The 14623-nt window shown below is 34.3% G+C and carries 13 protein-coding genes; 9 read left to right on the plus strand and 4 right to left on the minus strand.

Annotation, left to right across the window (positions count from 1 at the left end; all coding sequences use genetic code 11):
• The 8 genes from I6J02_RS00110 (at position 1) to I6J02_RS21690 (ending at position 8560) form a co-directional block, all read left to right on the plus strand.
• A complete protein-coding gene (locus tag I6J02_RS00110; protein ID WP_139420204.1) occupies positions 1-456 on the plus strand; it encodes a GIY-YIG nuclease family protein in 456 nt (151 codons plus the stop codon).
• Positions 457-465: 9 nt separating this feature from the next.
• Positions 466-654: a hypothetical protein gene (locus tag I6J02_RS00115; protein ID WP_139420202.1), complete on the plus strand. Its 189-nt coding sequence runs from the start codon at positions 466-468 to the stop codon at positions 652-654.
• The gene (locus I6J02_RS00120) at positions 638-3070 is read left to right on the plus strand and encodes a hypothetical protein (RefSeq protein WP_139420200.1); all 2433 of its coding nucleotides are present in this window, start codon (positions 638-640) and stop codon (positions 3068-3070) included. The genes I6J02_RS00115 and I6J02_RS00120 overlap by 17 nt, the downstream gene beginning before the upstream one ends.
• Positions 3071-3833: 763 nt before the next feature.
• Entirely contained in the window at positions 3834-4565 is a 732-nt protein-coding gene (locus I6J02_RS00125; RefSeq protein ID WP_201679840.1) for a hypothetical protein, read from the plus strand.
• A 375-nt stretch (positions 4566-4940) separates the two neighbouring features.
• Entirely contained in the window at positions 4941-5441 is a 501-nt protein-coding gene (locus tag I6J02_RS00130; RefSeq protein ID WP_201679841.1) for a hypothetical protein, read from the plus strand.
• Between the two features lie 82 nt (positions 5442-5523).
• Positions 5524-6243, plus strand: coding sequence for a hypothetical protein (locus tag I6J02_RS00135; RefSeq protein WP_201679842.1), 720 nt, complete (start codon positions 5524-5526; stop codon positions 6241-6243).
• A gap of 148 nt (positions 6244-6391) precedes the next feature.
• Positions 6392-7795 carry a GAF domain-containing protein gene (locus I6J02_RS21685; protein WP_236582229.1) on the plus strand — a complete coding sequence of 468 codons (1404 nt, stop codon included), beginning with the start codon at positions 6392-6394 and terminating at the stop codon, positions 7793-7795.
• A complete protein-coding gene (locus tag I6J02_RS21690) occupies positions 7796-8560 on the plus strand; it encodes a sensor histidine kinase (protein WP_236582230.1) in 765 nt (254 codons plus the stop codon).
• A gap of 124 nt (positions 8561-8684) precedes the next feature.
• Here the strand turns inward: I6J02_RS21690 and I6J02_RS00145 are convergent, their stop codons facing one another.
• The 4 genes from I6J02_RS00145 to I6J02_RS00160 all read right to left on the minus strand — a co-directional run bounded on the left by I6J02_RS00145 (position 8685) and on the right by I6J02_RS00160 (position 14069).
• A complete protein-coding gene (locus tag I6J02_RS00145; RefSeq protein WP_236582231.1) occupies positions 8685-9599 on the minus strand; it encodes a metallophosphoesterase in 915 nt (304 codons plus the stop codon).
• A 161-nt stretch (positions 9600-9760) separates the two neighbouring features.
• The gene (gene hchA, locus I6J02_RS00150; RefSeq protein ID WP_201679843.1) at positions 9761-10612 is read right to left on the minus strand and encodes a glyoxalase III HchA; all 852 of its coding nucleotides are present in this window, start codon (positions 10610-10612) and stop codon (positions 9761-9763) included.
• Between the two features lie 117 nt (positions 10613-10729).
• On the minus strand, positions 10730-13336 hold the full coding sequence (locus I6J02_RS00155; protein ID WP_236582232.1) for an alpha-L-rhamnosidase: 2607 nt from the start codon (positions 13334-13336) through the stop codon (positions 10730-10732).
• Between the two features lie 286 nt (positions 13337-13622).
• Positions 13623-14069, minus strand: coding sequence for a hypothetical protein (locus I6J02_RS00160; RefSeq protein ID WP_236582233.1), 447 nt, complete (start codon positions 14067-14069; stop codon positions 13623-13625).
• 148 nt (positions 14070-14217) lie between these two features.
• Here I6J02_RS00160 and I6J02_RS00165 point away from each other — a divergent pair, with 148 nt between their 5' ends.
• Complete coding sequence (locus I6J02_RS00165) at positions 14218-14595, plus strand: hypothetical protein (protein ID WP_201679846.1); 378 nt, start codon at positions 14218-14220, stop codon at positions 14593-14595.
• Positions 14596-14623 lie beyond the last annotated feature (28 nt).

The raw sequence follows: 14623 nt of genomic DNA on the forward strand, positions 1-14623 counted from the left end.
ATGGAGAATGAGATATCTATATATTTTGACAACCCTATGCCATTTGAACCAAACAATATAAGACCACTAAATGGCATTGCTGGCTTGTATTTTATATTTAGTCAGTCTTTAGATATTCAGTATCCTTTTAAGAAGTCAAAACTTCTCTATATTGGAATGAGCGAGCGAAAAACAAATAGTATAGGTAGTAGACTATCTGGACATTTTGACGGTAAGTCTAAAAACGTTGGCTTAACGAACTATCGAAAAGTTGAGCCATTGTTATTTACCTATATTAATTTTGAAATGTTAAGGAATATCTGGCAATTTAGAATAGAGGATTTAGAGAGTTATTTCATCTTGGATTTTGTGAAAAATTTTGGAGTTTACCCGATATGTAATAACAAAACAGGGTTTGAAATTTTAAATAACACACTTACAACAAGTTTTAAAGTTGATTGGGAATATTTTAACTAAATTAGGAATATGGGAGAAAAAGTAAAATCAGGAAAGGAAATATTAGATGATTTTTTTAAAGGAATAGAAGAAATCAAAGATGTTGATAAAAATATTGCATCAATGTTAGTTCAACTCTACAATGATGATAAACTGACTGACACCAATGTTAAAAACGAACTCCAAAAGTTGAGAGAACAAGATGAAAGTAAAAATTAAAAACATAAACATCTCGGGAGTAAGAGGAGTTAAGGATAAGTTGGTTTTACCTTTAGAAGGTAAGTCAATTGTATTGTACGGTGATAATGGCACAGGAAAAAGCAGTATTTCTGATGCAATCGAATGGTTTTATACAAATCGGGTTGAACACCTTTCCAGCAACAGTGAAATTGATTTAAAGGATGCTCTTAGAAATGCTTCTTTAAATCAGGATGATATTTCAGAAGTGAATATTTCGTATGTTAAAGAATCAACTCTTGATGGAGCTAAAACGCTATTTGCAAAAAGAGATAAATTGGAAATTGGGTTGTCAAATAACTCTGATGATTTTAAAAACTACATTAATAACTCAAAAGAGGAAAACCTACTTTTAAGATATCAATATTTGACTGATTTTATTGATGATACTAAAAGTGATAAGCTAAAGTATCTATCGGATATTATTGGTTTTTCAGAAGTTACAAAGAAAAAAGAAGTTTTAGGGAAGAGCTACAGAGCCATAAATACTGAAATTAAAAATCAAAATTTTGAAGCGCAAATAAACACTCAAAAAGGAGTTTTGATTGCAAAATTAGGAGCTTCTATCAGTCAGGAAAGAAACTTATTTGAAAAAATAAATGAAAAAATAGAACCCCTGAAAATAGGAATAGAAGTGAAAAGCTTGGCTGATATTGATACTGTTTTGGAGTATTTGAAAAAGTCGACAAATGACAAGCTTAATAAGGAACTTTCATTTTTAGATAAAAACAATAATATATTAAATACACTTAAATCAGAAATACAATTAATAAATAATACTTACTCAAACTATTATGATGAATTTGAAAAAATAGCGAACGATGTTCAAAGTATTATGCAGACCTTCTTGAATGAATTATTAAAAACAGGCGAAACTGTTTTAAAGAAATATCACAAAGATGACAGTTGCCCATTATGTTTACAACCGAAAAACAGGGAGGATTTACAAAGTGATATAACTAAAAGATTAAAAGCGATTGAAGAGTCATCCAAGAAAAAGGCTTCTTTTGATAGGGCTAAGCAATTAGCAGATTCTATTTCTACCGAGAGGATAAAACGGATAGATAATCTTCTTTTGGAAAGTTTAATGATTGACGATAGTAATGCTAAGATAAAAACTGGTATTAGTTCAATAAAGAAGAAATTAGAGGAATATCAAAAAGCAAGTGTTGAAAAGGTAACATCTGGAAATAAAATACCTAGTAAAGAGACAATTGATTTATTACTATCCGATTTTGATTTTCAAACTGTGATTTCAGGCAGAATAAAAGTTATTCAGGAAACACTTAAAAAAGATAACTCAACTGAATTATTTGCGAATATATCAGCCTCAAAAGATGCCTTTCTAAAAATTAAACAATTTGAAAAGCAAAAAATAAAATTGGAAAGCCAGCGTAAAACACTGGAAATAATCTATAATGAGTTTGTAAAAGTTCAAAAGGAGGGTTTAGAAAACTTTATAAATACATTTTCGGAGACTATTAATGAATATTATCAATATATGAATCCTGGAGAACCTTTTCAGGAAATTAAAATTGTTACAATAGGTGAAGAAGATGAATTGAACGGAATTACAATTGAGTACAAATATAACGCGAAGTGGGTTTCTCCACCTCAAAAATATTTTAGTGAATCTCATCTAAATTGTTTTGGCATTTCCTTTTTTTTAGCTTCTGTAAAAGCATTTAATAATATAAATGAGTTTCTTGTACTTGATGACGTTATTTCGAGTTTCGACTCAAATCATAGAAAACGATTTGCTGAATTAATCTTCGAAAAATTTTCAGGTTATCAGATTATCCTTCTTACTCACGAATTAGATTGGTTTACAAATTTCGTTACCCCATTGGCAAAAAAGAAAGGCTGGTTAATCAACGAGATTAAATGGACTGAAAATAATGGAACTTTTTTTGATGAACAGCCTAATGATTTAAGGGAAAAAATTGAAAAATGCTTATCTGAAAGTAATATTGAAAACTTAGGGAATCCTATTAGAAGATATCTTGAACATGCTTTAAAAGAAGTAGCCGTAAGCATTGAAGCCAAATTAAGTTTCCAGTATAATGATTCTAATGAACATAGGATGCCTTATGAATTAATAATGGGAATTAAATCAGAGATTAAGAAATGTAGTACTGATCTAAAATCTAAATTTCCAGTTATTGATAGAATTGAAAGTTCCTCTATTTTAGGTAATATTTGTTCTCACGATAATCCATTTAATCCTAAAATAGGAGATTTAAAAGCATTTTGGTCAGACATATTGGAATTGGAAAATATTTTTATTTGTCAAGAATTGGAATGTAAAAGACCAAGAGTTTCGTTGAAGAATTATGATACAGTCGCTAAAAAAATTAGATGTGGCTGTGACCATACTAAATACGATTGGAAAAAATAGAGTTAGTTGATGTAACTATAAACGATAAAAATAATGGATAGCACTATTGTTTTATCGTTTATAGCTTTAATGCAGTTTTATTATCTATTAAGTTTAGAATACAAATCTGATTTTAAAACTTTTATTGTGATTTCAATTTCCATATATTTGCTATGAGCTAACGGAAACACGTTGAAAAGCAAAGCAATAAGCACCGTTACCAAATCGTTACCTGACTTTTTTGATAATCTATATAAAAGCCTAGTATTCAACCGATACAGCTTTTTCCTGAAAACTTTAAAATATAATAAAGAAGTCAGGCCTATCAATATAATTGAGCATATTAAAAATATGTTTTGACCTATTTTTATCCAGATAAACCAAAGAGGTTTTATAATTGTTAATGGGCAAATAAGCATTAATACTATGTATTTGATTGATTTTGAATTTACGCAAATTTCAAGTTATATATTATACAAATGAGTCACATATAACGAGTAATTGCAGAGGTTTAAGATCTTCAAGTATGTTTGCATCCTAATTGGCAATGATACTGAAACTAAAATTATGAAATATTATCCTTCTATTTTTTTATATCTGCATGAAGATATGATCTCTTTTTATTAGATTTATTTTTTGATCTTTTGAGGTATATACATTAGCGAAAACTAATGTAAAAGAATATATTTCATGAAATCCAAATCAGTTTTATTAACCTTATTATTACCTATATTTATTTTAGGAAGCTGTAAATGGTAAATACATTAAACAGAGCTGCCGTAATATGAAAAAATCTTCTCAAATTATTATACTTATTATTAGCTTCGGAATTTTTTGCTATACAATATTTGAAGTATGGCAAATCTATAGATTTCAACAATACGAGATGTTGGGAGGGGTAAAAAATATTCCTCCATCTTATCTGTCAGCTTTTAGACCGGATATAAGTAATTTTAGTAATGGATCTACGGTTATCCGAAAATCAAGAACTACGATTTCTTCCTTCGTATATGATAATAAATACGGTATTTTTGTATACTCTCTTGATCTTTTGGAAGATAAGCCCTTAAACAAAATAGTTAAGATTGGAAAACCTGTAAATGAGGTTGGAAATAGTCCTAATATTTTTTATTCCGGAGTAAGTAACTCAGGAATAGGCAGTTTCGTAGTATTTAATTATGCATTATCTGAACCGAGCAAGGCAATAAATGGTTTGGATGTAATTATTGAAAAAGACAAAATTATTGATCGTTTAATAGAAAACGACTCAATAATTTGTTATCACTTCCCTAATTCAAGTGGATTTAAACTAAAATACGTAGGTGATTCCTACTCTGATGTAGTATTTAAAATGGAACCTAATCAAAATATAAATTTTAACGGAAAGGCAAATATTGGATTGATAATAAAAAAACAAAATAAAAAATTAGTAATTGCATCAGTTTCAAAAAAAAATAATGTTGTACCTGAATTATCTGAAAATGTATTATTAGATTTAGTTAACGGTGATAAATAACTAGAGATAATTATTTTTGATGTTATTTTTTATTTCTTTTACCGGATTTACAATGGGTTACCTAAGGATGTTGATCCGGAAACTAGTGCTAGTCTGGCATTAGGAGCGTGTATTGGGCTTTTTATAACCAAAATCGTAAATATAATATTATTTAATTTTTTAAGTTTTGATATTGGAGTTTGGCCAAAATTTGTTTTTTGTATTGTTATAAGTTTTTCTATCTATTGGCATTATGAGATCAAAGGAAATTGGATTGAAGTCATGAATAGAAAACCGTTATTTTTTAACAGTAAACCATTATCAATTATTATAACCATATTGTTTTTTCTTATTACTGTTTCAACTTTATTTTGGTGATTTATTAGTGGAAGAAGGATGAAAATAAATAGAAAATATATCTGGATACTGGGAATTGGAATATTCGTGTATCTGGTATTCCCTTTTATGAAAGATCTATTGTCCCCCGGAAGCAATGTATATTCGGAAAAATATCGTATTGATATGGAAAGGGACACTTTATTAAATCTTTTGAATAAATTTAACGCAAACAATGAATTTAATGATTCCTCTTATTTCTCAACAAAAAAAAATCCATATTATTATTATTATTATGGGCCGGTACTTGACCGTAAACACGATAAAGTATTTTACATTGGTATTCCCAATCCTGACATAGAACAAAAAGACAGTAAAATTAATCTTCTTTCGATGAAGACAGGTCTTAATGAAGTTACTTTGGTTAATGGCAAACCCAAAAACAAAGAAGAGAAGTTAAAGAGAGAAAATGCAATCAAAGATTTTGAAGATAATATTTTGGATAGTTTAAAAATTACATATACAAAAATAGACTTCTTAGCATCTTTAGGACTTAAATAAGTGACTGCTAATATTTGTATTTTGGTTAAACCTAAACAACCAGGATAGTTCGTCTTAACACCAATCCTATGCTGCCATAATTATGAAAAAATCTTCTCAAATTATAATACTGATTATTAGCTTCGGAATTTTTTGCTATACAATATTTGAAGTATGGCAGATCTGGAAATTTTCACAAAATGATAAGTATGGTGGCGTAAAAAATGTACCCGAAGCTTATCTCTCGATTCTCGCTTCAGATAAAAGTCATTATGATGGTGCATCTACAGTTATTTATTCGACCAGACCACCTCTTTCTTCTTTTAAATATGATAATAAATATAATATTTCTGTATTTTCTCTTGATCTGTTAGAGAATAAACCCCTAAACAAAATAATTAGAATAGGTAATCCAGTTAGTGATATTGATATCAGCTCAGGTGTTGGATACTCAAAATTTGATAATCTTGTTGCTTTCACGTTTGTAATATCTGAACCTGCAAAGGCTATAAAAGGTATGGATCTAATTATTGAAGAAAACAAAATTATTGATCGTTTAATAGAAAACGACTCTGTAATTTGTTATTATCTACCAAATTCTGGAGGAATAAAACTAAAATATGAGGATGATTCTTATTGTGATGTCGTTTTTAAAACAGAACCTAATCAAATTGCAAATTTTAATGGAAAGACAAACATTGGATTAATAATGAAAAAACAGAACAAAAAACTAATAATTGCAGCGGTTTCTAGAAAAAATAATGTTGTGCCTGAATTGTCTGAAAATGTATTATTAGATTTAATTAATGGTGAAAACCAATAGTCTAAATTTTAAAATATGCTATTTTTTGTATTATTATGATTACCTTGACCAATGAAATAATATAAAAACAGAAAAAGTCTTTAACTATTCTATTTCCATTCTAATATTATATCAAGTAGTATTATATCACACATTTAAATAATGTTATATGGAATTTAGGGATTGTCACGAGGAAAAAATACATTTGTGTGGTTTAATTCAGGATTTAGGATATCTGTTTGTTTTTGATGAATCCCGGATTTGTACTGCAGCTAGTGACAACGTTATTCAGATCGATAATATTCCTGTAGAAAAATATCTGGGAATGACCGTTGATCAGGTATTATCCCTACTGACAAAAAGTGACAGCTTTATCTTCGAATCTATAAATCAACATCTCAATACATCAATTTTTTATCGCTTTGCAGAAAGAATTCAGATTAATAATATAGATTATGATTTGAGTATTTATAAATATGGAGATAATATTTATATAGAAATTGAGCTTTGCAATACACAGCAAATAAAGCCTACAAAACTATATTATTATGCCAAATACCTCGAAGATAACAAATCAAAGGTATGGGAATGTCTTACAAATCTAATACGTCAGATTATAAATTACGACAGAGTAATGGTGTATCAGTTTCTGGAAGACAACAGCGGAAAGGTAATCGCTGAATCAAAATCTGATAACATGCATTCTTTGCTTGGATACCGTTATCCTGAATTCGACATTCCTCAGCAAGCGCGTGAACTCTATACTATTTTTCTTGCACGACATACAGCCGATACAGACGGGCTTACCCATCAAATTATAAGCAATTCAAAACAGGAAATTGATTTAACGAAATGCAGTTTACGTGCTATGTCTCCCATACATTTGCAATATTTGAAAAATTCCAAAGCGCAGGCCAGTGCGAGTTTTTCTATTATTCAGGATGGTAAGTTGTGGGGCTTGGTCACTTGTCAGAATAGCAAGCCATTACATGTGGATTTGGCACAAAGGCATCTGTGTACTTTTCTTACACAGTTCGCCACTAATCATCACATCTCTGAATTGCTGAAAGAAGACTTGGAAACTCAAAATGTGATGTATATCCTGGAAAAAGAGCTTAAAAGTGATTTACTGATTGACAGAGATATCCATTATGTCCTTGAAACATTCGGAGAGCGCATCATGAAAATGGTAGAGGCCGATGGTATAATTATCAAGCACAGCAAAGGTGAAAAATTTTATGGCGAGGTTCCCGGCAATATTCAGTTAAAAGAGATTGAACATTACTTAAAAAATGAGAATACCAGTTTGTATTCTACCCATGAGTTTATTTCTAAAACAGCAGATGATAATTTATTCCCAGGAATTATAAGAGCTGAAATACTAACGGAATCCCAATGGAAAATATATCTTTTTCGAAAAGAAGTTTTGATAGAGGAATTATGGGCCGGAAAACCGGAAAAGCAATTAAATTATGATGCGGACAGAAAAATTAACTATCCTTCTCCCCGTACATCTTTTGAGGCATGGAGACAGATAACACGTGGAAAGGCAACACCATGGCTAAAGGTTTAATTGTTATTTCTTGAGCGGATTGTATACATTATTCAGCAAGCTATAGCTAAAAGAAATGCTGAAATTGATCAGCTGAATAAAGATCTTATCCGTTCAAACAATGCTTTAGACACCTTTAGTTATACGCTAACACACGATCTTAAGAATCCCCTGTCTTCTATTCAGCTCGGAGCTCAGATGATATTAATGAAAAAGAATCTGTCTGAAGAACTTTTGCACAGATTGGGTACAAATATATTAGAAGCTTCGAATTTAATTACAGAAATGATCAATAAGGTTCATGAGCTGTCAAAATCAAATTCAGTTGCATTAGACCTTGAAATAATAGATCCAAAAAACAAAATCATTACTATTGCAGAAAGTAGTAAGGATCAATATAATGTAGGTAATTTAGAATTTGTAATGGGCGAAATCTTACCTGTCAGAGGAGAAAGAACGCTTTTATACCAATTGTTTCTGAATATCTTAGGGAATGCAATCAAATATAGCAGTAAAGAGGATAATCCAAAAGTCGAAGTATACAGCATAAAATCCGGCAGCAAAGTGATATATTTTATATCAGACAACGGAATAGGAATGGATTTAAAAGAGGGGAATAATATATTTGAGATCTTTCAGAGACTACCTAACTCTTCCGGTTATGATGGTTCGGGAATCGGGTTGTCAATTGTAAAAAGAATTATTGACAGATTGGGTGCTGAGATTAAAGTAGAGAGTCAATTGGGTATAGGAACACAATTTCAGATACATTTCAATCTTACCTAAAAGATATTACATTCAAATACGCATTAAGTAAATAACACACACTTTTGCCGGGAGGATGTCTCTTACTATTCAAAGTAAAAAGTAATTATATACTGGTCACTATATACCGGAAATCTTTGTTCTATTATTCAAACTTTAATATTCGGGAAGTAAGTCTGCCGTTTCCTTCTATTTCAATACGATCAGAGAACAGCCTCATGATTCCGTAAGCATTCTGAGATTCTGTTTCGATCATTCCTTCCAGCGTGATCATAGGAATACCCTTATACTGTGCAAAATTTCCTTCATGATGATGTCCGGATATAACAGCACGTATATGTGGATGCTTTTCCATAACTGCTAATATTTCTCTGTTATTCAGAGCTTCAAATCCATTCTCCGGAAAAAGCGGATGGTGGGTAAAAATAATAATATCTCTGGAAGCAGCCTCAGCTTCGGCAAGCTGTTTCTGCAGCCATGACAACTGTGCGGTACTGATACCACCATTCCAGGGTGCCGCATTTTTTCTTTCCTGATTTTTCAGATTTGTATTCAGCCTGTTCCAGTCTTCAAAAGCGGCAGTTCCTTCCGTACTGGCATATTTAGAAAGTTCATTTGTATTGAGAATGATAAAAGTCCAGTTTCCAACATCCCATTTATAATAAGACGAGGGCATCCTGAACTGCAAAAACAAGCTGTCTTTATCCGGTGCGTCTACATAGTCATGATTTCCAAGCAAACCATACACAGGACTTTTCAATTTTTCTAACCGGGACATAACAGCAGGGAGGTCTTTAATTCCCTGATCAACAAAGTCACCCATAACCACAGAAAAATCCAATGAAGCTTTATTAAAAACAGAAACTGCCGTATCCAGCTTTAGAAGTGACTTCCTGTAATAGCGGGATCCGCTAACCTCTTTTTCGGCATATTGCGGGTCTGCAATCAGACCAATTTGAACAGGCTTCTTAACGTGTTGTGCATCTGAATTGAAATACAAAACAGAAAATAAAAAACACAGGAGTAACAATTTAAAATTCAGTATTTCTTTATTTTTCATCAGGTTAATTGGGATTGCTTTGCCAGACTTGTTTCCAATATTATGCATAAAATTGTTTCCAATATTATGCATAAAATACAACAAAGCAACAATTCATCTATGCAAATGAGATTGTTGCTTTGTTTAAAGAATTCGCATCAATAGACTTCCTGAAGACTACATTACTTTCCAAGAAGAGCTTCCGCACTTACTTTACCAAAAGCATTTGCAGCCAAAGGGCTATCGCCAGTTATCAATTTTCGGTCTACATGACAGGCACCGCTAATATCCGTATTCAGAATTTCAATTCCTAATGCTTCGAGTTTTTCTCCGTAAAACCAGGGCATATCACCGGGAACATATCCAATTTCGGGCGTTTTAGTATCGATCTCATCCGGAAATGATTTGATCTGGTAACCTTTGTATGGAAATTTATCCGGAGACTCACCGTGGGAAGCCGCAAGCAAGGCCGCCGGGCCATGGCAGATCGCCAGCATAAATATATCCTTATCCAGAGACCAGTTGATTATCTTTTTTAAATCTTCATTTTCAGGCAAACCCAGCATAGCACCATGACCACCGGGAATAAATACAGCTACATATTCCGTTGAGGTCTGCATGCCATCCGCTACAAACTGATGAAGACTCTTTGGTTTGTCAAATTGATATTCATATTTAGCCAGAATTTCTTTGACTGCTTCATCTTCGGCAGGCATAGCCCACATTTCCAGTGCTACAGGCTTGCCGGTTGCGGTATAAATGTCGGCTTCAAAGCCCGCAGCCTCCAGATGAAGCAAAGGAACCAATGTCTCTACAGGATGGTTTCCGGTAGAAAACTTTTTGCCGTTTTTCATTTCCATATACCGCTCTTCAGTACATACAACCAATATTTTTTTATTTTTATTGCTGTTTGCATTTTTGTAAACCGCATGATCATAGTCGGTCTTAGATGTAACAAACATAGCTCTGGAAAATGCAGATGGCTCATAACCTGTCCCGTCAAAAACAGGATCTTTACTTAGTTCTTGTGTCATAGTTTATCGCTTTATTCTACACTTATAACAGCTATCTGACTCAATTGTGTTTCTCTTTTTTAAAATTCCTTAGCGTATGCCCGTCACAGATGTTCAGGCGTAAAAGATCATATTTCTTTATTTCAGATCTAAGCGCAGCGTATGTTTTCCGGCTTCCAGCGTTATGACATTCGCATTCCTGATATTTTCAGGAGGATAAAAGGTCGCTGATGAATTCGCCGGAATTTCGACATCATATAGTATAGTTTCACCATGGACAGCCCATGAGGATAGAATATCTCCGTAAGGAGAGGTATGCGTTACAGAAGATTGATTCAGACCTTTTGGAAATATAGGTTTTAACAGAATATGCTTAAATCCGGGTTGCTCCGGATCCGGTAATATACCTCCTATGGATTTAAAGAACCAGCCACCGATCTCTCCAAACATCATATGATTATCTGAAATATCTCTTTTGGCATTTAAATCCCAGTTTTCGAGTAAAGTAGTTGCTCCATTTACGATCCACCATCCCCAGGAAGGATATGTATCCTGTACAGCTACTTTATAGGCCGTCTCGCCATAGCCGTTTTCCTTCAAGGCATTCAGCAAAGCCTTTGCACCTAATACGCCTACATCCAGATGAAAATCTGTTTCTTCCACTTTCCGGTTTAAGTTGGATGCTACCTTTTCTTTTATATTTTCCGGAACCACACCCCAGTAAAGCGGAACACTTAATTCGGTCTGTGTTCCACTGGCGTAGATACCTTTGGAGGCATTTAAAAACTTACTATTGATGGCCGTTTTGATCTTTTGATGCAGGGCTTCATATTTCTTTTGATCTTCTGTTTTCCCAAGCAACTTAGCTGCAGAAGCCAGAATAGTCGCATCCACAAAAAAGTAAACCGAGGACGTAAGTTCCAGGTTAGATTGTGATTTGACCGGCACCCAGTCCCCTCTTCCAAAAGTCGTCAGGCCACCGGGACTGATACTGTCCACATAATCCACATAACGTTTTATATGCGGATAACAATCCTCCAGCAATCGTACATCTCCGTAAAACATGTATGCCTCCCACGGAATAATAGCAATCGTACTCGTCCAGTCCAATCCGTTAGCAGTACCATATCCCCACCCTCCGGTAGGAATAATATCCGGCAGCACACCATCAGGCCGCTGCTCATCTCTGTGATCCGCCATCCACTTCTCATACACAGTGATGGCATCGAAATTATAAAATGCAGTTTCAATAGCCAGATGCCCGTCTCCGGTCCAGCCGTTCTTCTCTCTTTGCGGGCAATCCGTAGGATATCCCATCAGATTGGACAGGTAAGCATTATTAGTCGCTTTCCATAGATTGTTTACTAAAGATGAAGAGGTAGCCAACTCACCAACAGGACGTACATCGCTATGCATAAAATAAGCCTTTAGCGTGGATTCATCCATTACGATGGGTTCACTGCTATTTACTTCCACATAACGAAAACCTTTATAGGTAAATCTGGACATAAATTCATCTTCCTTTTTACCACTGAGGGTAACGATGTCCGTTTGAAAAGGTTCGGTCTTCTTATCCCCCAGATAATACACGTCAATATTAGACTGATCAAGTCTTCCGTCAGGATGTAAGCGCTCTCCATGCCGGATATGAAGAACAGTACCTTCCCGGCCGCTGATTTTTAATTCTGTGACTCCAGCCATATTCTGCCCCATATCGAATACATAGGTTTTTTCATCTATTTTACGAACAGATTGGGGTTTGTAAGATTTGACTAAGCGGATAGGTGCAATCTGTTGGGAGACGATAGTTGATGAAGGTGGATTCCTGAAGCGGACAGGCTGCCATGCGGAATCATCAAATCCGGACTTATCCCATTCCGGCATTTCCAGACGAGCATCATAATGCTCCCCGGTATAGATATTATTATAGGTAATCGGCCCGGAAGACGTTTTCCAGTTATTATCAGAAACAATAGTTTCTTCACTTCCGTCCATATAGACGATATGTAAGTCCATACAAAATGCCGGTCTGTCCCGCCATGGAGCCTTATGAAAATCCCAGACGGCTAAAGGCTGATGATTATACCAGCCATTACCCAATAGTATACCCACTGCATTTTTTCCGGAGCGAAGCTGAGCCGTCACATCCTCCACCACATACAGGGTACGTTTGTCAAAACGGGTATACATGGGATTCAGGCGCTGATCACCGATCCTCTTCCCATTTACAGAAAGCTCATAGAGTCCGGCCACAGCCACATAAGCACGGGCAGATTTAATTGATTTTTGAATAGTGAATGTTCTCCTGAAATACGGCGCAGCCTTATAATGGATATCGTGATTGTCGCTAATCCATTTCCCTTTCCAACGCTCCCCTCCCATCATACCGGTCTCAAAAGATGCAATAGATGAGGTAGCGGGTATTCCGTCCTTATCCCAGACTCTTACCCTCCAAAAGTATTTTGTCTGTGCTTTCAGAGCCGGTCCTGTGTATGAAACTAGCATATCAGAGACAGATTGCCTTTCACTGTTCCAACGACCTCCTTTACCAGCTGCTAATGCCACAGAATCGCTGCTTACAAAGATTTGATAAGCGGATTGCTGCGCCCCTTTCCGCTTATCGCTTAGCTTCCAGCTAAACCGTGGCTTTGGCGTATCTATTCCTAAGGGATTTATCAGATGTTCACATTTCAGTTCAATGGGCATACCATCTGTCTGTTCGCCGCTATAAACAATGCTGTTCATACACAAAATAGCAATCAATAAAAATTTACGCATTTCTTATCATATTTTTCATAGCCTTAGCTCCTTCCGGATCAGCGAAAGCAAACAAGTTTGACAACAAAATAATAAGCTATTAAATTGTTTTAGTTGGTTCAGAAACGAATATATCAATTATTTTCAAGATATCGAAAAGGTTGACAAGGACTTATGATTTGGGAAATTCAATCCCTGTAAGCTACTGTGCCCCGACAAAAGAAAGGTATGACAGGACGAAAAAAAGCGAAGTCGGGACTTCGCTTTATAATATCTATTTCTCAAATTCGAAATCTTCTCTTTGATCTGTAAGCACATCATAGATTACATTTCCTTCTTCAATAATATAACAGATATCCATCTTATCTCCGCTATATCTTACATAAGCAATAAGATCCCGGTTATGGCCATCCAGACCTTCTTTACCCTCCCCATAATGTTGGTTGATAATATCTGTTTTCTTGTAAATATAGAGAGAGTGTAATGTATATTTTTTATTGGTGAGGGCCGCTTTTTTTTCTTCCGCTTTATGTTTCAATAGTTTGTACTCCTCCGGACGATACGAAAAGTCTCCCTCGGCATATAAATAATCGATACGGTTTATATTCCCTTCTTTTTCAAATTCATAGCCGGCAGATACTAAGTCCTTAAGTTCAAAATCACCTTTTTTTTGAGCTACACAACCTGTGATTACAACGAATAGAAGCAAGATTTTTTTCATTCTCATATCGATTTATCAAAATATATTTTAAATATACATCTTTGGCTTTTACTTCCGGTATCCCGTTAACCCTTCATTAACCCTTTATTAACCAACTGTCCTGGATAAGATATTCATATTTGCGATACAATAAGTAAAAATAGAAACAATGAAAAATCTCACTCTTACAGCAATTACACTCTTGTTTACAGTACATGTATTTGCGCAAACATCAGCTACTGCAGAAGCGACGACTTCAAGTAGAACAAGTATTTCGACATCCGTTACGGACAAACAGTTTTCGCTTACAGCCAGCTTTGACACGGATAAAGAAAAGCAACTAAAAACACTGATAACCAACACACTGGGCAAGCCGGCAGAAAATAGCAAAACATCTGCAACATGGACTTCGTCAGATGGCTACACGGTCATCCTCAGATCACACCATCTCCTGATAGATGTAGATAAGACAAAGGTTTCTGAAGACATATACAAATCATTTGAACAACTTAAAACACAGATTCAATCTACTATCAATGCTCATTAAACAGGAGCATTGATAGTGGAAATTAATA

Source organism: Sphingobacterium spiritivorum, assembly GCF_016725325.1.
Classification (GTDB): domain Bacteria; phylum Bacteroidota; class Bacteroidia; order Sphingobacteriales; family Sphingobacteriaceae; genus Sphingobacterium.